The 17,998-nt window shown below is 61.8% G+C and carries 20 protein-coding genes; all 20 read right to left on the bottom strand.

Annotated features, from left to right (window positions below):
* Positions 1 to 123: 123 nt before the first annotated feature.
* Positions 124 to 915 (bottom strand): amidohydrolase, encoded by a 792-nt coding sequence (locus ACF8FG_RS16175; protein ID WP_119714135.1) that lies wholly within the window; start codon positions 913 to 915, stop codon positions 124 to 126.
* Positions 903 to 2,051 carry a pyridoxal phosphate-dependent aminotransferase gene (locus ACF8FG_RS16170; protein WP_014589760.1) on the bottom strand — a complete coding sequence of 383 codons (1,149 nt, stop codon included), beginning with the start codon at positions 2,049 to 2,051 and terminating at the stop codon, positions 903 to 905. The genes ACF8FG_RS16175 and ACF8FG_RS16170 overlap by 13 nt, the downstream gene beginning before the upstream one ends.
* Positions 2,052 to 2,202: 151 nt before the next feature.
* Positions 2,203 to 3,666, bottom strand: coding sequence for a ribosome biogenesis GTPase Der (gene der, locus ACF8FG_RS16165; protein WP_014589759.1), 1,464 nt, complete (start codon positions 3,664 to 3,666; stop codon positions 2,203 to 2,205).
* A 113-nt stretch (positions 3,667 to 3,779) separates the two neighbouring features.
* Positions 3,780 to 4,922 carry an outer membrane protein assembly factor BamB gene (gene bamB / locus ACF8FG_RS16160; RefSeq protein ID WP_003248513.1) on the bottom strand — a complete coding sequence of 381 codons (1,143 nt, stop codon included), beginning with the start codon at positions 4,920 to 4,922 and terminating at the stop codon, positions 3,780 to 3,782.
* Positions 4,923 to 5,564 (bottom strand): tetratricopeptide repeat protein, encoded by a 642-nt coding sequence (locus ACF8FG_RS16155; RefSeq protein ID WP_014589758.1) that lies wholly within the window; start codon positions 5,562 to 5,564, stop codon positions 4,923 to 4,925. It lies immediately after the preceding gene.
* 39 nt (positions 5,565 to 5,603) lie between these two features.
* The gene (gene hisS, locus ACF8FG_RS16150; protein WP_014589757.1) at positions 5,604 to 6,893 is read right to left on the bottom strand and encodes a histidine--tRNA ligase; all 1,290 of its coding nucleotides are present in this window, start codon (positions 6,891 to 6,893) and stop codon (positions 5,604 to 5,606) included.
* Between the two features lie 25 nt (positions 6,894 to 6,918).
* A complete protein-coding gene (ispG, locus tag ACF8FG_RS16145) occupies positions 6,919 to 8,028 on the bottom strand; it encodes a flavodoxin-dependent (E)-4-hydroxy-3-methylbut-2-enyl-diphosphate synthase (protein ID WP_010952070.1) in 1,110 nt (369 codons plus the stop codon).
* A gap of 3 nt (positions 8,029 to 8,031) precedes the next feature.
* Positions 8,032 to 9,042, bottom strand: coding sequence for a RodZ domain-containing protein (locus tag ACF8FG_RS16140; protein WP_014589756.1), 1,011 nt, complete (start codon positions 9,040 to 9,042; stop codon positions 8,032 to 8,034).
* The gene (gene pilW, locus ACF8FG_RS16135; RefSeq protein ID WP_014589755.1) at positions 9,039 to 9,800 is read right to left on the bottom strand and encodes a type IV pilus biogenesis/stability protein PilW; all 762 of its coding nucleotides are present in this window, start codon (positions 9,798 to 9,800) and stop codon (positions 9,039 to 9,041) included. Before pilW ends, ACF8FG_RS16140 begins: the two co-directional genes overlap by 4 nt.
* A gap of 14 nt (positions 9,801 to 9,814) precedes the next feature.
* The gene (rlmN, locus tag ACF8FG_RS16130) at positions 9,815 to 10,960 is read right to left on the bottom strand and encodes a 23S rRNA (adenine(2503)-C(2))-methyltransferase RlmN (RefSeq protein ID WP_003248524.1); all 1,146 of its coding nucleotides are present in this window, start codon (positions 10,958 to 10,960) and stop codon (positions 9,815 to 9,817) included.
* 28 nt (positions 10,961 to 10,988) lie between these two features.
* Complete coding sequence (ndk, locus tag ACF8FG_RS16125) at positions 10,989 to 11,414, bottom strand: nucleoside-diphosphate kinase (protein WP_003248526.1); 426 nt, start codon at positions 11,412 to 11,414, stop codon at positions 10,989 to 10,991.
* A gap of 88 nt (positions 11,415 to 11,502) precedes the next feature.
* Positions 11,503 to 11,703 (bottom strand): Fe-S cluster assembly protein IscX, encoded by a 201-nt coding sequence (gene iscX, locus ACF8FG_RS16120; RefSeq protein WP_003248529.1) that lies wholly within the window; start codon positions 11,701 to 11,703, stop codon positions 11,503 to 11,505.
* A 10-nt stretch (positions 11,704 to 11,713) separates the two neighbouring features.
* A complete protein-coding gene (gene fdx / locus ACF8FG_RS16115) occupies positions 11,714 to 12,055 on the bottom strand; it encodes an ISC system 2Fe-2S type ferredoxin (protein WP_003248531.1) in 342 nt (113 codons plus the stop codon).
* A gap of 3 nt (positions 12,056 to 12,058) precedes the next feature.
* A complete protein-coding gene (hscA, locus tag ACF8FG_RS16110) occupies positions 12,059 to 13,921 on the bottom strand; it encodes a Fe-S protein assembly chaperone HscA (RefSeq protein WP_392518963.1) in 1,863 nt (620 codons plus the stop codon).
* A gap of 43 nt (positions 13,922 to 13,964) precedes the next feature.
* Entirely contained in the window at positions 13,965 to 14,486 is a 522-nt protein-coding gene (gene hscB / locus ACF8FG_RS16105; protein WP_010952065.1) for a co-chaperone HscB, read from the bottom strand.
* A gap of 8 nt (positions 14,487 to 14,494) precedes the next feature.
* Entirely contained in the window at positions 14,495 to 14,818 is a 324-nt protein-coding gene (iscA, locus tag ACF8FG_RS16100) for an iron-sulfur cluster assembly protein IscA (RefSeq protein WP_003248536.1), read from the bottom strand.
* Between the two features lie 28 nt (positions 14,819 to 14,846).
* Positions 14,847 to 15,233 carry a Fe-S cluster assembly scaffold IscU gene (gene iscU / locus ACF8FG_RS16095; RefSeq protein WP_003248539.1) on the bottom strand — a complete coding sequence of 129 codons (387 nt, stop codon included), beginning with the start codon at positions 15,231 to 15,233 and terminating at the stop codon, positions 14,847 to 14,849.
* A 46-nt stretch (positions 15,234 to 15,279) separates the two neighbouring features.
* The gene (locus ACF8FG_RS16090) at positions 15,280 to 16,494 is read right to left on the bottom strand and encodes an IscS subfamily cysteine desulfurase (protein ID WP_003248541.1); all 1,215 of its coding nucleotides are present in this window, start codon (positions 16,492 to 16,494) and stop codon (positions 15,280 to 15,282) included.
* A gap of 45 nt (positions 16,495 to 16,539) precedes the next feature.
* Positions 16,540 to 17,031: a Fe-S cluster assembly transcriptional regulator IscR gene (gene iscR / locus ACF8FG_RS16085; protein WP_003248542.1), complete on the bottom strand. Its 492-nt coding sequence runs from the start codon at positions 17,029 to 17,031 to the stop codon at positions 16,540 to 16,542.
* A 179-nt stretch (positions 17,032 to 17,210) separates the two neighbouring features.
* On the bottom strand, positions 17,211 to 17,996 hold the full coding sequence (gene cysE / locus ACF8FG_RS16080; protein WP_010952064.1) for a serine O-acetyltransferase: 786 nt from the start codon (positions 17,994 to 17,996) through the stop codon (positions 17,211 to 17,213).
* Positions 17,997 to 17,998: the final 2 nt, after the last annotated feature.

The raw sequence follows: 17,998 nt of genomic DNA, 5'->3' as shown, positions 1-17,998 counted from the left end.
CAGCAGGGCCGGCCTCTTCGCGGGTAAACCCGCTCCTACGGGGGCCCGTGCCCAACCACCGATGTGTGTCCACCACCAATCTGTGTAGGAGCGGGTTTACCCGCGAAAGGGCCGGGCCTGCTGTCAGTGCAGCTCGAAGGTATCGGCATCCAGGTTGGCCGGGAACTTGGCCCGGTACGCCGCCAGTTCCGCCGCGCTCAGTACTGCAGTGAACACCCCGTCCGCCTCCCCGGCACTGAGCAGGCTCTCACCCTGGAAGTCCAGCACCTGGCTGTCACCAGAATAAGCAAAGCCTTTACCGTCCGTGCCCACCCGGTTCACCGCCGCCACATAGCACAGGTTCTCGATCCCCCGCGCCGGCAGCAGGCGGTTCCAGTGCTGGCGACGCGCCGCCGGCCAGTTGGCGGTGTACAGCAGCAGGTCAGTGTCCTGGGCGTCACGGCTCCACACCGGGAAGCGCAGGTCGTAGCAGATCAGCGGGCGAATCCGCCAGCCCTTGAGCTCGAACTGCACCTGCCGCTCGCCTGGGGTGTAATGTTTGTGCTCACCGGCCATGCGGAACAGGTGGCGCTTGTCGTAGTGCAGAATCTCGCCGTCCGGCCGCGCCCACAACAGGCGGTTGCGGTGGCTGCCATCGGCGGCCTGGATGATCACACTGCCGGTAATCACCGCGTTATGCTTCTTCGCCTGCGCCTTCAGCCATTTGTAGGTCGGACCGTTCTCCAGTTCGCACAGGCTTTCCGATTGCATCGAAAAACCGGTGGTAAACATTTCCGGCAGGATCACCAGGTCGACCTCGCCCACCTGCTCCAGCAGCACCTCGAAGTGCGCGTAGTTGGCCTCGCGGTCGTGCCAGGCCAAGGTGGTTTGCACCAGTGCGACTTTCAGGTTCGGCAGTTTACTCAGATCGCGCATAGTCTTTCCGCTGCCTGACGCAGCGTCTCCTCTCGTTTGGCAAAGCACAGGCGTACCAGGCGTTGCTCGGGGATGGGTTGCTGGTAGAACACCGATACCGGGATGGTCGCCACGCCGTGCTCACGCGTCAGCCACAGCGACATGTCGACATCGTTCAGGTCAGGACGGATTTGCGAATAGTCCACCAGCTGGAAATAAGTGCCCGTCGTGCGGGTAAAGTTGAAACGCGAGCCGTCCAGCAAACCGCAGAACAGGTCGCGCTTAGCCTGGTAAAAGGCCGGCAACTCATCAATATGCTCGGGATGCCCGGCCATGAAATCGGCCAAGGCACACTGCAGCGGCGTCACGCCACAGAAGTTGACGTACTGGTGCACTTTGCGCAGCTCGGCGCTCAGGGCAGGCGGCGCGATCACGTAACCGGTCTTCCAACCGGTAACGTGGTACGTCTTGCCGAAGGAACTGACCACGAAGGCACGGGAGTACAACTGCTCATGGGCCAGCACACTGGCGTGGCGTACGCCGTCATAGACCAAGTGCTCGTACACTTCATCGCTGACCAGGTAGATATCGCGGTCGGCAATAAGTGCGGACAACTGGTCGAGGTCTTCGCGGGTGATCAACGCGCCGCTGGGGTTGTGTGGCGAGTTGAGGATGACCATGCGCGTGCGCGGGCTCAAAGCATCGCTGAATTTCTGCCAGTCGATACGGAAATCGCCGTCGCTCAACTGCACATGTACACAGCGGCCCCCGGCCAGCTCCACGGACGGCTCGTAACTGTCGTAGCAGGGGTCGAAGACGATCACTTCGTCACCGGCATGCACCACCGCCTGGATGGCACAGAAAATAGCCTCGGTGGCGCCGGGGGTGATAGTCACTTCCTGATCGGCATCCACCCTGGCCCCATACAGCCGCTCGACCTTGGCCGCTACCTGCTGGCGCAAGGCCGGAAGGCCGGTCATCGGCGAATACTGGTTATGCCCGGCAGCCACGTGCCGGCCCACTGCATCGAGCAGGGCCTGCGGGCCATTGAAGTCAGGAAAGCCCTGGGACAGGTTGAGCGCGCCGGTCTGCACGGCGAGCTGGGACATGGTGGTGAAGATGGTCGTGCCGACATTCGGCAGTTTGCTGCGGATCATGGAGCCCTCTTTCCTGGGGTATATCCGGCACGGGGTGGAGTCCGAGCATAGCGGATCGAGCGGTCAGGAAAAAGGTTGAAACAATAGGGGGATTGCTCTGGATCAAAGGGCGTCTGTGGGGGCGGCCTTGCCCGCCCCCACATGGCGCTACTTAGCGTTTGTCGCGACGCTTCTTCTCGGCCTTCTTGTGGTGCGACATCAGGCGGCGTTTCTTGTTGACCTGGCGATCGGTAAGGGTGTTTTTCTTGCCCTCATACGGGTTCTCGCCGCCCTTGTACTCAATACGAATCGGCGTACCGACCAGCTTGAGCACGCGGCGATAGGTGTTTTCCAGGTAACGCGAGTACGACTTGGGAATGCTGTCAGTCTGGTTGCCGTGGATCACGATCAGTGGCGGGTTGGCACCGCCGAGGTGGGCATAGCGCAGCTTGATGCGGCGACCATTGACCATCGGCGGCTGGTGCTCGCTCACGGCATCTTCGAGGATCTGCGTCAGGCGGCTGGTCGGCCAGCGAGTGACCGCGGACTGGAATGCAGCCTGTACCGACTTGTACAAGTTGCCCACGCCCGTGCCATGCAGCGCGGAAATAAAGTGGATGTCGGCAAAGTCGACGAAGAACAGCCGGCGCTCCAGCTCGGTCTTCACGTAGGCGCGCTCACCCGGCTCCATGCCATCCCACTTGTTCAGGGCAATGACGATGGCGCGACCGGCTTCAAGGGCGAAGCCCAGCAGGTTAAGGTCATGGTCGACCACACCTTCGCGGGCATCCATGACGAAGATCACGACGTTGGCGTCCTTGATCGCCTGCAGCGTCTTCACCACCGAGAACTTTTCGACTTCCTCGTGGATCTTGCCTCGCTTGCGCACACCGGCGGTGTCGATGAAGGTGTACTTCTCGCCATCGCGCTCGAACGGGATGTAGATACTGTCACGGGTGGTGCCCGGCTCGTCGTAGACCACCACTCGCTCTTCACCGAGCATGCGGTTGACCAGCGTCGACTTGCCAACGTTCGGGCGGCCGATGATGGCGATCTTGATGCCATCCTTCTCGCTTGGGCCAGGAATGCGCACGGCTTCCTCACCTTCAGCGACGTCCTGTTCGAGGGCCTCGTCTTCGGCATCACGCGGCAGGTGACCGAGCACGGCCTCCATCAAGGCGTTGATACCACGGCCCTGGGAGCCCGCCACCGGAATGGCGTTACCCATGCCCATTGGCGAGAATTCGGCGCGGGCAACGTCGGGGTCGATGTTGTCGATCTTGTTGGCAACCAGGATCGCCGCCTTGTTCCGCTTGCGCAGGTGCTCGGCGATCATCTGGTCTGCTGCAGTCATGCCCGCACGGGCATCAACCAGGAACAGCACATAGTCGGCTTCTTCAATGGCCATGAGCGACTGCTCGGCCATTTTCTCGTCCATGCCCACTTCGTCACCGGTGATACCACCGGTGTCGATCAGGATGAAGGAACGACCCTGCCAGCTGGCATCACCATACTGGCGGTCACGGGTCAGGCCAGACAGGTCACCGACGATGGCATCGCGGGTCTTGGTCAGGCGGTTGAACATGGTGGATTTGCCGACGTTCGGGCGGCCCACCAGGGCAATTACGGGAACCATCGGCTCTCCACTCTCGAATTCTTGAAAATGCAAAGGCCGCTGCAAGGCAGCGGCCGGAGTACGGGCGGCGTGTACGCCGCGACTTGAAGCCCGCCAAGGCTTCAAGCATAGCTTCAGCGGATGGTCAGTGCCTCGAGCTTGCCGCTGTTGCCGAAGACATAGATGGTGTCGCCGACCACAAGTGGGCGGGCGCGCAGGCCATCGCTGTCGATGCGCTCACGGCCGACGAAGCGGCCATCCACCTGGCTCAGCAGGTGCAGGTAACCTTCAAAGTCACCCACAGCCACGTAGCTGCTGAACACTTCAGGGGCGGTCAACTGGCGGCGAGCCATGCTGTCGTTGCTCCACAGGGCACTGGAAGAGCGCTCATCCACACCTTCCACGGTACCCGAGGCTTCGCTGACGTAGACGTTACCGAAGCCCTGAGCAACACCCACATAGCTGGAAGCATCGCGCTGCCACAGCTCGCGGCCGCTTTCCAGGTCCAGGCCCGCTACACGGCCCTGGTAGGTGCTGACGTACAGGGTACCACCAGATAGCAGCAAGCCGCCGTCGATATCAACCACACGGTCCAGCTCGGAACGGCCCTTCGGGATGGCCACGCGGCTTTCCCACACCGGCACACCGTTGTTGATGTCCACCGCCACTACCTTGCCGGTAGACAGGCCGGCAACCGCCAGGCGGTTGGTGGCGATCGGCGCACCGGTACCACGCAGCGTCAGCACGGCCGGGGAGTTCTCGTAGATCCAACGGCGGTCGCCAGTGGCGGCATCCAGGCCGATCAGGCGGTCGTCCTGGGTCTGCACCACCACCACGTCACCGTTGTTGGCAGGTGGGGCGAGCACTTCGCTGGTCACGCGCGAGCGCCAACGCTCCTCACCGGTGCTGGAGTCCAGGGCAATGACTTCACCCTTGAGGGTACCGAGCATGACCAGGCCATAGCCTACGCCAACTGCACCGGAAACCTGCAGCTCCAGGTCCTTCTTCCACACCACGTCACCGGTAATGCGGTCGAGGGCGAAGACTTCGCCGTTGACGTCGGAAGCGTAGATACGGTCGTTCTCGATGGCCGGTACCAGGGTGTTGTAGGTTTCACCCTGGCCATCACCGATCGAACGGCTCCACTGCTTCTTCAGCACCACTTCCTCGGTGAACTTGGTCAGCTCGGCCGGGGGCAGTTCCTTCTTGCTGTTGCTGCTGCAACCTGCGGCCAGTACGGCCAGGGTCAGCACTGCTGCATGTTTCCAACCGATCACTTACGCGTCCCCTTTAGCCAGGTCATCCAGCTTCAATTGCAGGCCACCGACCGCCGCGTCATCGGACAGCGCGGCCTTGGCTTTTTCGTAAGCGCTGTGGGCGTCGTTGGTGCGACCCAGCTGCACCAGCAGGTCACCCTTCAACTCTTCACGGCTTGCCAGGAAGGCTTTATCGGCGTCACCGTCGAGCAGCTTGAGGGCATCCTCGGCCTTATCCTGGGCTGCCAGTACGCGCGCCAGACGCTGACGCGAAATCTCGCCCAGGGTGACGTCGGCCGGATTGTCCAACACGCTTTTCAGCTCGGCTGCGGCGTCATCGAGCTTGCCGCTGTCAACCGCGACCTTGGCCACGAACAGGCTGCCGTACTGGGCGTAAGCGGTGCCGCCAAACTCGCTCTTGAGCTTGCCGGCCAGTTCCGCGACCTTGGTGGCGTCCGGCTGGCCGGTCGGTGTCAGGCTGGTTTCAATCAACGCCTGATACAACTGCGAGGCACCTTGCGACTGGTTGTTCTGGTATTTGTGCCAGGTATTCCAGCCCAACACCACCACGCCAGCCAGCAATGCACCGGTCAGCAGCGGCTTGCCGTTGCGGCTCCACCAGTCCTTGACGCCTGCCAGGTCATCATCATCGGTACTCGACACCCCAATACTCCTTTTCGCCTATTCGCTTGTTGAACCGCGTTACGCTTGCGCGATCGCGGTTTCCAGGTGCTCTGCAAGAGCATCCCAGGCAATGTTCTGTTGTTCGCCCTGGCCACGCAGGGGCTTCAAGCCGATTTCTTGCTTGGCCAGCTCGTCGTCGCCGAGGATCAGGGCGAACAGTGCACCGCTCTTGTCGGCTTTCTTGAACTGGCTCTTGAAGCTGCCACCACCGGCGTTGACAGCCAGGCGCAGGCCCGGCAAGCGGTCGCGCAAGCCTTCGGACAGGCGCAGGCCTGCCAGCTCCGCCTGCTCGCCAAAGGCGCACAGGTAAACGTCGATCTGGCGGCTGATGGACTCCGGCACCTTGCCCAGGGTTTCCAACAGCAGGATCAGGCGCTCGATGCCCATGGCGAAACCAACGCCAGTGGTCGGCTTGCCACCCATCTGTTCGACCAGGCCGTCGTAACGGCCACCCGCGCACACCGTGCCCTGGGCACCGAGCTTGTCGGTTACCCACTCGAACACGGTCTTGCTGTAGTAGTCCAGGCCGCGTACCAGCTTGGTATTGATCACGAACGGAATACCGGCAGCGTCCAGGCGGGCCTTCAGGCCCTCGAAGTGCACGCGCGATTCTTCGTCCAGATAGTCTTCCAGCTTCGGCGCCCCAACCAGCACCGCCTGGGTGTTCTGGTCCTTGCTGTCGAGGATACGCAGCGGGTTGCTCTTCAGGCGGCGCTGGCTGTCTTCGTCCAGTTGCTCCAGGCGCGCCGAGAGGAACTCGACCAACGCGTCACGGTAGCGTGCGCGGGCTTCACTGGTGCCCAGGCTGTTGAGCTCCAGCTTGACCGCGTCCTGAATGCCCAGCAGGCCCCACAGGCGCCAGGTCAGCATGATCAGCTCGGCATCGATGTCCGGGCCGTCCAGGTTGAACACTTCCACGCCAATCTGGTGGAACTGGCGGTAGCGGCCCTTCTGTGGGCGCTCGTGGCGGAACATCTGGCCGATGTACCACAGCTTCTGCACCTGACCGTTGCCGGTGATGCCGTGCTCGAGCACTGCTCGCACACAGGCCGCGGTGCCTTCAGGGCGCAGGGTCAGTGAATCGCCGTTGCGGTCCTCGAAGGTGTACATCTCTTTTTCGACGATGTCGGTCACTTCACCGATCGAGCGTTTGAACAGCTCGGTGAACTCGACGATCGGCGTGCGGATCTGGCTGTACCCGTAGGAGTCCAGCAGCCCGGCCACGGTGCCTTCGAAGTAGCGCCACAGCGGCGACTGTTCTGGCAGGATGTCGTTCATGCCACGGATGGCTTGCAGCGATTTGCTCACGAAAAGTCCTTACGAATTCTGTGTGTCAGCCACGAGCGATCAACGCCGCGTCGGCCTCGGCCTTTTCGGCCGCTTTCTGGCGGATGAGTTTTTCAAGCTCATCGACCAGGTTGTCATTGGTCAGCTTCTGCGCCGGCTTGCCGTCGATGTAGATCAGGTTCGGCGTACCGCCGGTCAGGCCTACATGGGCTTCCTTGGCTTCACCCGGGCCGTTGACCACGCAACCGATCACCGCCACATCCAGCGGCACCAGCAGGTCTTCCAGGCGCCCTTCCAGCTCGTTCATGGTCTTGACCACATCGAAGTTCTGCCGCGAGCAGCTCGGGCAGGCGATGAAGTTGATGCCACGCGAGCGCAGATGCAGCGACTTGAGGATGTCGTAGCCGACTTTCACTTCTTCGACCGGATCGGCCGCCAGCGAGATGCGGATGGTATCGCCAATACCTTCGGCCAGCAGCATACCGAGGCCGACGGCGGACTTCACGGTGCCCGAACGCAGGCCACCGGCTTCAGTGATGCCCAGGTGCAGCGGTTGCACGATCTGCTTGGCCAGCAGACGGTAGGCTTCGACAGCCATGAACACGTCCGAGGCCTTGACGCTGACCTTGAAGTCCTGGAAATCCAGGCGATCGAGATGCTCGACGTGGCGCAGGGCCGACTCGACCAGTGCGGCCGGGGTCGGTTCGCCATACTTCTTCTGCAGGTCTTTTTCCAGCGAACCGGCGTTGACCCCGATACGAATCGGAATGCCGCGGTCGCGGGCGGCATCGACCACGGCGCGCACACGGTCTTCACGGCCGATGTTGCCCGGGTTGATCCGCAGGCAATCAACGCCCAGCTCGGCAACGCGCAGGGCGATCTTGTAGTCGAAATGGATGTCGGCGACCAGCGGCACGCTGACCCGTTGCTTGATCTTGCCAAACGCTTCGGCCGCGTCCATGTCCGGCACCGAGACCCGCACGATGTCCACGCCGGCGTCGACCAGACGCTGGATTTGCGCCACGGTGGCAGCGACATCGTTGGTGTCGGTGTTGGTCATGCTCTGCACCGCGATGGGCGCATCACCACCCACCGGCACATTGCCAACCCAGATTTTGCGGGATTCGCGACGTTTGATCGGAGATTCGCCGTGCATGACTTACTGTCCCAACTTCAGGCGAGCAGTCTCGCCACTGGTGAACGGGGCAACATCGACGGCCTGGCCGTTGTAGCTTACCTGGGCGCCCCGGGCAAAGCCCAGGCGTACCGCGAATGGCGGCTTGCCGGTCAGCTCGAGGTTGTCCCCCTTGCGCTTGATGGCGCTGAACAGCACCTTGCCGTTGCCGTCGCTGACCTGGGTCCAGCAATCGGCAGTGAACTGGATGGCGACCTTGGCGCTGCCAGCTGGCACCGCGGAAGGCTCGGCGGCCGCCACTGCCGGTGCAGGTGCAGCAGTGGCCTGCACTGGAGGAGTAACCGGTGCAGGCGAAGCAGCAGGTGCGGGTTGCACAGGCGCTTGTTGTGCTGGAGCAGGCGCTGTGGCAATGGCTGCCTCAGAGGTTACCGGCGCCTGTTCAGCGGCAGCAGGCTGCTCGGCAGCGCCCTGCTCCAGCGCCAGCGGCGCACTTTCAGCTTGCTGGCCAGCGGAAACGGCCTGGTCTTCAGGCTCATCGAGCGGGTGAATCTGTGTGGTGCCGTCGGCGCTTTCGACCTCGACATGTTCCAAGGCGATCTTGGCCAACTCCTTGCCCCGCAGGCTGCCCTGGTCCTGCCACCAGAAAAAGCCACCACCGACCACAGCCACCAGCAACAGCAGGCTGACGCCGCGCAGGATGTTGTGCGACAACCGCACAGGCTCTTCGATACGGCCCAGCGAATGCACGTCGCTGCCTTTGGCGTGGGTACCGGTGTAGCGGTCGAAGGCATCTACCAGGGCGGCCTGGTCGAGGTCCATCAGCTTGGCGTAGGCGCGAATGTAGCCACGAGCGAAAGTATGCCCGGGCAGCTTGTCGAAGGCGCCGGTTTCCACGTGGTTCAACGAACTGACAGTGAGGTTGAGCTTGCGGGCCACCTCGGCTTGAGACCAGTCCCGTTTCTCACGGGCCAGGCGCAAAAGCTCACCGGGGTTCTGGCCAGGCGCTACTGCTACTTCGGGATGCGCGGCGTTCATCGTTGCTCCGACAGGTATTGCTGATATTCCGGCGTACCGGGATAAAGTCGTTGTAATTGCTGGCCCAATTCGGCCAGTGCGCCCTGCTCGTCGAACACCCTGGCAAGGCGGCTGCCCAGCAGCAGGCTACGGGCGTCGTGGTCGCTCAACTGGCTGAAACGATCGTAGTAGTCCCGGGCCGGCACATAATGCCTGTTTTCGTAGGACAACTCAGCCATTTCCAGCAACGCTTTTGGTTGCCGCTGGTTGAGTTGTAACGCTTTCAACAGATACGCGTGCGCCTGATCGCGGCGTTCGAGCTTCAGGGCGGTCAGGCCCAGATTCTCGTATACGCGTGAGCGCTCAGGATACAGGGTATCGGCACTGGCCAGGCGAAACATCTGCTTGGCCTCGGCAAATCGCCCCTGAGCATAAAGGAAACTGCCGTAATTGTTGCGAATTCGCGTGTCACCGCGGCTTATCAGCAAGGCCTTGCGAAAATGTGCTTCGGCCAACGCCGGCTCGCCTTCGGCTTGAAACACTACCGCCAGCGCGGCGTGCGCATCGACATCCTGGTCATCCAGCGCCAGGGCCTTTCCCAGCGGCGCCTTGGCCTGTTCGGTCAAACCTTGTTGCAAATAACCCAAGCCAAGCTGTACATAAGCCCGCCCTGCCTCCACCCTGCCCTGGCGACTGGCCAAGGGGTCGCTCGCGCCGCCCGACACGCAGCCGGCCAGCAGCGAAAGCGCAAGGATCGACAGCGCGGCACGCAGGCTCATGGGCAAGGTACCTGTCAGTGGCTGGCGGCGCTGTCTGGCAGTTCGACGTCCGCAGAAAGCTGGCGAACAGCGATGTAGCGCTCACTGCGGCGAGTACGGTCATTGACCTGGCCGACCAGCTGGCCACAGGCAGCGTCGATGTCGTCGCCGCGCGTGGTACGGGTGGTGACGTTGAAGCCACCGTGGTGCAGCAGGTCCTGGAAGCGACGAATGGCGTTGTTGCTCGGTCGCTCGTAGCCCGAATGCGGGAACGGGTTGAACGGGATCAGGTTGATCTTGCAGGGTACATCGCGCAACAGTTCGATCATCTGCGCGGCATGCTCGGGCTGGTCGTTGACGTCCTTGAGCAGGGTGTACTCGACGGTGAGCACGCGCTTGCCGCCCAAGGTGGACATGTAGCCCATGCACGATTCCAGCAGCATCTTCAGCGGGTACTTCTTGTTGATCGGTACCAGCTTGTTGCGCAGTTCGTCGTTCGGCGCATGCAGCGACAGGGCCAGCGACACGTCGATGTGCTTGGCGAGTTCGTCGATCATGGGCACCACGCCCGAGGTGGACAAGGTGACACGGCGCTTGGAAATGCCATAGCCAAGGTCATCCATCATGATTTTCATGGCGGCAATGACGTTGTCGAAGTTCAGCAAGGGCTCGCCCATGCCCATCATGACCACGTTGGTAATCGCGCGGTCGACTTTGGCAGGAACGGTCCCGAAGGATTTGTTGGCAAGCCACACCTGGCCGATCACTTCGGCGGCAGTGAGGTTGCTGTTGAAGCCTTGCTTGCCGGTGGAGCAGAAGCTGCAGTCCAGGGCACAGCCGGCTTGCGACGATACGCACAGCGTGCCGCGGTCGTCGGTTGGAATATAGACGGTCTCGACGCAGCTACCGGAGGCAACGCGGATCACCCATTTACGGGTGCCGTCGGCGGAAATGTCTTCACTGACCACTTCCGGTGGGCGAATTTCGGCAACGGCCTCGAGCTTTTCGCGCAAGACCTTGCCTACGTTGGTCATGGCCGCAAAGTCGGACACGCCAAAATGGTGAATCCATTTCATCACCTGGCCGGCACGGAAGCGCTTCTCCCCAATAGAGTCGAAGAATTGTTCCATTTCCGGCTGGGTCAGACCCAACAGGTTGATTTTGCCAGTAGATGTCGTCATGGATTCACCCTCACCCGTAAGCTTTCGCTTAGCGAGTGGTTACCTCGGTAGCAGCGAAGAAGTAAGCGATTTCGCGAGCAGCAGCAGCTTCGGAGTCCGAACCGTGAACGGCGTTGGCGTCGATCGACTCGGCGAAGTCAGCGCGGATGGTGCCGGCAGCAGCTTCTTTAGGGTTGGTAGCACCCATCAGCTCACGGTTCTTGGCAATGGCGTTCTCGCCTTCCAGAACCTGGACAACGACCGGACCGGAAGTCATGAAGGCAACCAGGTCACCGAAGAAGCCGCGCTCGCTGTGCTCAGCGTAGAAGCCTTCGGCTTCGGCTTTGGACAGTTGCTTCATTTTCGAGGCAACGATTTTCAGGCCGGCTTCTTCGAAGCGAGTGGTGATCTTGCCGATGACGTTTTTGGCAACAGCGTCAGGCTTGATGATGGAGAAAGTACGTTGAACAGCCATGGAAAACTCCAGAATATGAGTGTTACGAAAAATTAAACCCGCGAATTATACGCGGGTTCCGGGGGATTGCCTAACCTGCAAGTGACGCTTAGTCGGCTTCGTCGATCCAGGCGGCCTGGATTGCCTCGAGCACCTTCTCACCGCCGCGTGACGGATCGTCGCTGAACTCTGGCAATGCCAGCACCCAGCGGTGCAGGTCCACGAAATTCACATAACGAGGATCGACCTCAGGCTTGCTTTCTGCAAGCTGGATTGCGATCTCAAGTACATCAACCCATTTCAGACTCATGTACAGGCCCTCAGTGCGGTGCTTCGGCAGCATGGTTGAGCGAATACTTGGGGATCTCGATGGTCAGGTCTTCGTCAGCGACGAAAACCTGGCAACCCAGGCGCGATTGCGCTTCCAGGCCCCAGGCTTTGTCCAGCATGTCTTCTTCCAGCTCGTCAGCCTCTTCGAGCGAATCGAAGCCCTTGCGCACGATGCAGTGGCAAGTGGTACAGGCCTTGACGCCGCCGCAGGCGCTTTCCATCTCGATGTGATGGTCGTGGGCCAGCTCCAGGATGTTGGTCCCGGGCTTGACCTCCACGGTCAGCCCCTCGGGGCAGAACTTCTCATGCGGCAGGAATGTCACCAGCGGCATCGATTACTCCTCGATCTCATTCAGGTTGCGCCCGGCCAGTGCGGCTTTGACCGTCGAATCAAGGCGACGGGCGGCAAATGCATCGGTCACCTGCGACAGACGCTTGGTCTGTTGCTCGATGGCTGCGCCATCGGTGCCGGCCAGCAAATCACGTAGTTCTTGCATCTGGAATTCGATGGCGTCGCGCTCATCACTGCTGAGCAGGCGATCGCCGTCGGCGTCCAGGGCGCCCTGTACCGCCTCGAGCAGCCGCTCGCCATCTACCTGATGCTCTCGCAGCTGGCGGGCGTGCTTGTCGGAACCGGCGTGTTCGAAGGAGTCCTTGAGCATGCGGGCGATTTCGCCGTCGGTCAGGCCGTAGGACGGCTTGACCTGAATGCTGGCTTCCACGCCCGAACCCAGCTCGCGGGCAGCGACGCTGAGCAGGCCATCGGCATCCACCTGGAAGGTGACGCGGATTTTTGCAGCACCGGCAACCATGGCCGGGATGCCGCGCAGCTCGAAGCGGGCTAGCGAACGGCAGTCGCTGATCAGCTCGCGCTCGCCCTGCAGTACGTGGATCATCATGGCCGACTGGCCATCTTTGTAAGTGGTGAACTCCTGAGCGCGGGCCACCGGAATGGTGGTGTTACGCGGGATCACCTTCTCCATCAGCCCGCCCATGGTTTCAAGACCAAGCGACAGCGGGATGACATCGAGCAGCAGCAGCTCGCCACCTTCGCGGCGGTTGCCGGCCAGGGTGTCGGCCTGGATGGCGGCACCGATGGCCACCACCTGGTCTGGGTCGATCGAGGTCAGCGGGGTGCGCCCGAACAGCGCGCCCACGGCCTCACGCACACGCGGCACGCGGGTCGAACCACCGACCATGACCACAGCGCCGACCTCTTCCAGTTCAACCCCACTGTCGCGCACAGCGCGGCGGCAAGCCTTGAGGCTGCGGGCGACCAGGGGTTCGATCATGGCTTCGAAAGCGCTGCGACTCAGTTCGCCCTGCCAGGCGCCGTGGCTGACGCTGACCACGTCGGCATCGGTCAGGGCTTCCTTGGCGGCGCAGGCGGTTTGCAGCAGCGCGCGCTGGGTAGCCGGGTCGAGGTCAGACGACAAGCCAGCCTGCTCGATGATCCAGCCGGCAATAGCGTGATCGAGGTCGTCCCCCCCCAGGGCGGTATCACCACCGGTGGCGAGCACTTCGAATACGCCAGCGGTCAGGCGCAGGATGGAAATATCGAAAGTGCCGCCGCCCAGATCATAGATGGCCACCACGCCTTCGGCGTTCTGGTCAAGGCCGTAGGCTACGGCAGCCGCAGTCGGTTCGTTGAGCAGGCGCAGCACGTTCAGGCCGGCCAGACGCGCAGCGTCTTTGGTAGCCTGACGCTGGGCGTCATCGAAATAGGCCGGCACGGTGATCACCGCGCCTACCAGCTCGCCACCCAAGGTAGCTTCGGCACGTTCGCGCAACACCTTCAGGATGTCGGCAGACACTTCCACAGGGCTTTTCGGCCCCTGCACGGTGTCGATGAACGGCATGTGCGATTCACCACCCACAAAGCGGTATGGCAGTTGCTCGCCCAGCTGCTTGACGTCGGCCAGGCCGCGCCCCATCAGGCGCTTGACCGACAGCACGGTGTTCAACGGGTCGCTGGAGGCAGCATCACGCGCGGCCTGCCCCACTTCGTTACGCCCTTCGAGGTAGCGTACCGCGGACGGCAGAATGACGTTACCCTGCGCGTCGGGCAGGGGCTCGCTACGGCCGCTGCGCAGTGCAGCGACCATTGAGTTGGTGGTGCCCAGGTCGATCCCAACCGCCAGGCGGCGCTGGTGCGGCTGAGGGCTTTGACCGGGTTCGGCAATCTGCAGTAGGGCCATGCTTATCTGAATACCTTAGGTGCCATCACGGGCAGCACCGGGGTTAATCGTCGAGGCGCTCTTCCAGTTGGCGCACTTCTTGGGCGAGCTTGTCGAGGAACTGCATGCGGCGCATCAGGCGTTCAGCCTTGTCGCGCTCGCCCGGGGCATCCCAGCAGCCGGCAAAGTCCTCATTCAGCGTGTCCTGGGCGGCCTTCAGGCGCTTCTTGAACACGCCGACACCGTCAAGGTCGGCTTCATCCTGCAGTTCTTCGAGCTCTTCACGCCACTGCATCTGCTGCAGCAGGAAGTCAGGGTCGTGGACCGTGACTTCCTGGGGCACTTCATGGCCGCTGATGGCCAGCAGGTAGCGCGCGCGACGCGGCGCACTGCGCAGCGTCTGGTAAGCGTCGTTGAGGGCCGCGGATTTTTCCAGCGCTATACGCTGCTCACGCTCGGAGGCGTCGGCAAAGCGGTCAGGATGGACTTCGCGGGCCAGCTCGCGATAGCGAGTGGCCAGCTTGTCGAGATCCAGACGGAAGCTTGGCTGGAGGTCAAACAATGCGTAATGACAAGGAGTACCCACAGCCAGCCTCAAACGTTGAAGCTTTCGCCGCAGCCACACTCACCGCGCACGTTGGGGTTGTTGAACTTGAAGCCTTCGTTCAACCCTTCCTTGACGAAATCCAGTTCGGTGCCGTCGAGGTAGACCAGGCTCTTGGGATCGATGATCACCTTGACGCCATGGTTTTCGAACACCTGGTCTTCGTCCGCCAGTTCGTCGACGAATTCCAGCACGTAGGCCAGACCCGAGCAACCGGTGGTGCGCACGCCCAGGCGAATGCCCTCACCTTTGCCGCGCCCGTCGAGGGAGCGGCGAATGTGGTTGGCGGCGGCTTCTGTCATGCTGATAGCCATCAGAACTCCTTACCTTGCAACAGGCGACTTAGATCAAGCCTTTCTTCTGCTTGTAGTCGCGTACGGCTGCCTTGATGGCATCTTCGGCGAGTACCGAGCAGTGGATCTTGACCGGCGGCAACGCCAGCTCTTCGGCCAGTTGGGTATTCTTGATGGTTTCGGCCTCGTCCAGAGTCTTGCCCTTCATCCACTCGGTGGCGAGAGAACTGGACGCGATGGCCGAACCGCAGCCGTAGGTCTTGAACTTGGCGTCTTCGATAACGCCCTGCTCGTTGACCTTGATCTGCAGACGCATCACGTCACCGCAGGCCGGGGCGCCGACCATGCCGGTGCCGACATCCGGGTCTTCGGCATTCATCTTGCCGACGTTGCGCGGGTTTTCGTAGTGGTCGATGACCTTTTCACTGTATGCCATGGTGCAATTCCTTCCTCATCAGGGAGCCGCTCTTGCCGGCGACTGCTTAGTGGGCGGCCCACTCGATCTTGGAGATGTCAACGCCGTCTTTGTACATATCCCACAGCGGCGACAGCTCACGCAGTTTATTGACGGCCTCGCAGACTTTCTGCGCGGCGTAGTCGACTTCTTCTTCAGTGGTGAAACGGCCGAAGGAGAAGCGGATCGAGCTGTGCGCCAGCTCGTCGTTGCGGCCCAGAGCACGCAGTACGTAGGACGGCTCGAGCGACGCGGAGGTACAGGCCGAACCGGACGATACGGCGATGTCTTTCAGCGACATCAGCAGCGATTCGCCTTCGACGTAGTTGAAGCTCAGGTTCAGGTTGTGCGGTACACGCGCAGTCTGGCTGCCATTGACGTACAGCTCTTCAAGGTTTGAGACCTGCTTGAAGAAGCGGTCGCTCAGGGCCTTGATGCGTGCGTTTTCTGCAACCATTTCCTGCTTGGCAATGGCGAAGGCTTCGCCCATGCCGACGATCTGATGGGTCGGCAGGGTGCCCGAACGCATGCCGCGCTCATGACCGCCGCCGTGAATGATGGCTTCAAGACGAACACGCGGCTTGCGGCTGACGTACAGTGCGCCGATGCCTTTCGGGCCATAGACCTTGTGCGCCGAGAACGACATCAGGTCGACTTTCAGCTTTTGCAGGTCGATTTCGACCTTGCCGGCCGACTGGGCGGCGTCGACATGGAACAGTACGCCGCGCGAACGGGTCAGTTCACCGATGGCGGCAATGTCGTTGATCGAGCCGACTTCGTTGTTCACATGCATCAGCGAGACCAGGATGGTATCGTCGCGCAACACCGCTTCTACCATGGCCGGGGTGACGATGCCGTCTTCGCCTGGCTCCAGGTAAGTGACTTCAAAACCTTCGCGCTCCAGCTGGCGAGCGGTATCCAGGACCGCCTTGTGCTCGATCTTGGAGGTAATGATGTGCTTGCCCTTGGTCTGATAGAAGTGCGCGACACCTTTGAGCGCGAGGTTGTCGGACTCGGTGGCACCGCTGGTCCAGACGATTTCGCGCGGATCGGCGTTGATCAGCTCGGCAACCTGGCGACGACCGTTCTCCACCGCTTCTTCGGCCTTCCAGCCAAAGACGTGGGAGCGCGAGGCCGGGTTACCGAAGTTCCCGTCGACCAGCAGGCAGTCGGCCATTTTCTGGGCAACGCGTGGGTCGACCGGAGTGGTCGCAGAGTAATCAAGGTAGATCGGCAACTTCATTTGTCTCTCCTATCAGGCGGTGGCGTCGCTCGTCGTCCCAGGGGGTCAATCGACGGCAGACGTCTCAATCTTGTCCAGCTGGGCGGTTCGCCCTGCGACACGGCGCAGGTCCTGGCGCTGGGCGACTTCCTGCACATCACGGCGCTTGACGAGGTCGGCCAGGCTTATGCCGCTGAGGAATTCATGGATCTGCTGGCTGAGGTCGCACCACAGGTGATGGGTCAGGCAGGTATCACCGGCATGGCAGTCCCCGAGCCCCTGGCAACGGGTGGCATCAACCGATTCGTTGACCGCGTCGATAACCTGGGCCACCTGGATGGTTTCCATGCCCCGCGACAGCTGGTAGCCACCGCCTGGACCGCGCACGCTGGAAACCAGGCTGCTGCGGCGCAGCTTGGCGAACAGCTGCTCCAGATAAGAGAGGGAAATGCCCTGGCGCTCGGAAATATCGGCCAAAGACACCGGCCCATGCTTCGCGTGCAACGCCAGGTCGAGCATGGCGGTCACGGCGTATCGGCCTTTGGTAGTCAGTCGCATGGCTATTGGGTACCACGGGAGTTTCAGGATGTGTGCGAGTATGCGATTCCCGAGCATTTAAGTCAACTATTAGACCTACTGCTTTAGTCGGGATTGCATCAGGGAGGCGGGCGCGATTGTAGCAGACGAGGGGCGTGAGCACACGCCCCGCATGCCACCATGACTTCAGTGCGGCGCGATCAATGCGGCTGAGTGTCGCGCTGGGCCACCTGGGCAGCCTCGCTGAAGTCGTCCTCCGGCAAGGCCGGCAGTTCCTTGGCACAATAGTCACTGCCCATCTTGGTCAGCGCGCCACACATACCCTCCAACCGTTCGTCGACGGCCTGCAGGTGATCGAGCATCTGGCCGATGGCCCGCGCCACCGGGTCGGGCATGTCGCCACTGACACCATAGGCGTCAAAGCCGATCTTCTCGGCCATTGCCTTACGCTTGGCTTCGACTTCGGTGTCCTCGCTCTTGACGATGATCCGCCCCGGAATGCCTACCGCCGTAGCCCCGGCCGGCACCGCCTTGGTGACCACCGCATTGGAACCGATCTTGGCCCCGGCGCCGACCGTGAAAGGCCCCAACACCTTGGCACCGGCCCCTACCACCACGCCGTTTTCCAAGGTGGGATGGCGCTTGCCCTTGTTCCAGCTGGTGCCACCGAGCGTCACCCCCTGGTACAGGGTGACGTCATCACCGATCTCGGCGGTTTCGCCAATGACGATGCCCATACCGTGATCGATGAAAAAGCGCCGCCCAATGGTGGCGCCAGGGTGGATTTCGATACCGGTCAGCCAGCGACCGAAGTTCGACACCAGCCGGGCCAGCCATTTGAAATCACGCCTCCACAGGGCATTGCCCAGGCGGTGCAGCCAGATGGCATGCATGCCGGGGTAGCAGGTGAGCACCTCGAAGGCATTGCGTGCAGCCGGGTCTCGGTGGAATACGCTTTGAATATCTTCACGCAGGCGTTCGAACATCT

The sequence above is a fragment of the Pseudomonas sp. YQ_6 genome, assembly GCF_043103245.1.
Lineage (GTDB): Bacteria > Pseudomonadota > Gammaproteobacteria > Pseudomonadales > Pseudomonadaceae > Aquipseudomonas > Aquipseudomonas alloputida.
The sequence above is the reverse complement of the archived record's forward strand: the minus strand, read 5'-3'. Positions and strand labels throughout refer to the sequence as shown.

What these genes read in the sequence shown, in the direction of transcription:
- ACF8FG_RS16175 (WP_119714135.1), bottom strand. Translation starts at nt 915, where the DNA reads ATGCGCGATCTGAGTAAACTGCCGAACCTGAAAGTCGCACTGGTGCAA.
- ACF8FG_RS16170 (WP_014589760.1), bottom strand. Translation starts at nt 2,051, where the DNA reads ATGATCCGCAGCAAACTGCCGAATGTCGGCACGACCATCTTCACCACC.
- der (WP_014589759.1), bottom strand. Translation starts at nt 3,666, where the DNA reads ATGGTTCCCGTAATTGCCCTGGTGGGCCGCCCGAACGTCGGCAAATCC.
- ispG (WP_010952070.1), bottom strand. Translation starts at nt 8,028, where the DNA reads ATGCACGGCGAATCTCCGATCAAACGTCGCGAATCCCGCAAAATCTGG.
- ACF8FG_RS16140 (WP_014589756.1), bottom strand. Translation starts at nt 9,042, where the DNA reads ATGAACGCCGCGCATCCCGAAGTAGCAGTAGCGCCTGGCCAGAACCCC.
- pilW (WP_014589755.1), bottom strand. Translation starts at nt 9,800, where the DNA reads ATGAGCCTGCGTGCCGCGCTGTCGATCCTTGCGCTTTCGCTGCTGGCC.
- rlmN (WP_003248524.1), bottom strand. Translation starts at nt 10,960, where the DNA reads ATGACGACATCTACTGGCAAAATCAACCTGTTGGGTCTGACCCAGCCG.
- ndk (WP_003248526.1), bottom strand. Translation starts at nt 11,414, where the DNA reads ATGGCTGTTCAACGTACTTTCTCCATCATCAAGCCTGACGCTGTTGCC.
- iscX (WP_003248529.1), bottom strand. Translation starts at nt 11,703, where the DNA reads ATGAGTCTGAAATGGGTTGATGTACTTGAGATCGCAATCCAGCTTGCA.
- fdx (WP_003248531.1), bottom strand. Translation starts at nt 12,055, where the DNA reads ATGCCGCTGGTGACATTCCTGCCGCATGAGAAGTTCTGCCCCGAGGGG.
- hscA (WP_392518963.1), bottom strand. Translation starts at nt 13,921, where the DNA reads ATGGCCCTACTGCAGATTGCCGAACCCGGTCAAAGCCCTCAGCCGCAC.
- iscA (WP_003248536.1), bottom strand. Translation starts at nt 14,818, where the DNA reads ATGGCTATCAGCATGACAGAAGCCGCCGCCAACCACATTCGCCGCTCC.
- iscU (WP_003248539.1), bottom strand. Translation starts at nt 15,233, where the DNA reads ATGGCATACAGTGAAAAGGTCATCGACCACTACGAAAACCCGCGCAAC.
- ACF8FG_RS16090 (WP_003248541.1), bottom strand. Translation starts at nt 16,494, where the DNA reads ATGAAGTTGCCGATCTACCTTGATTACTCTGCGACCACTCCGGTCGAC.
- iscR (WP_003248542.1), bottom strand. Translation starts at nt 17,031, where the DNA reads ATGCGACTGACTACCAAAGGCCGATACGCCGTGACCGCCATGCTCGAC.
- cysE (WP_010952064.1), bottom strand. Translation starts at nt 17,996, where the DNA reads ATGTTCGAACGCCTGCGTGAAGATATTCAAAGCGTATTCCACCGAGAC.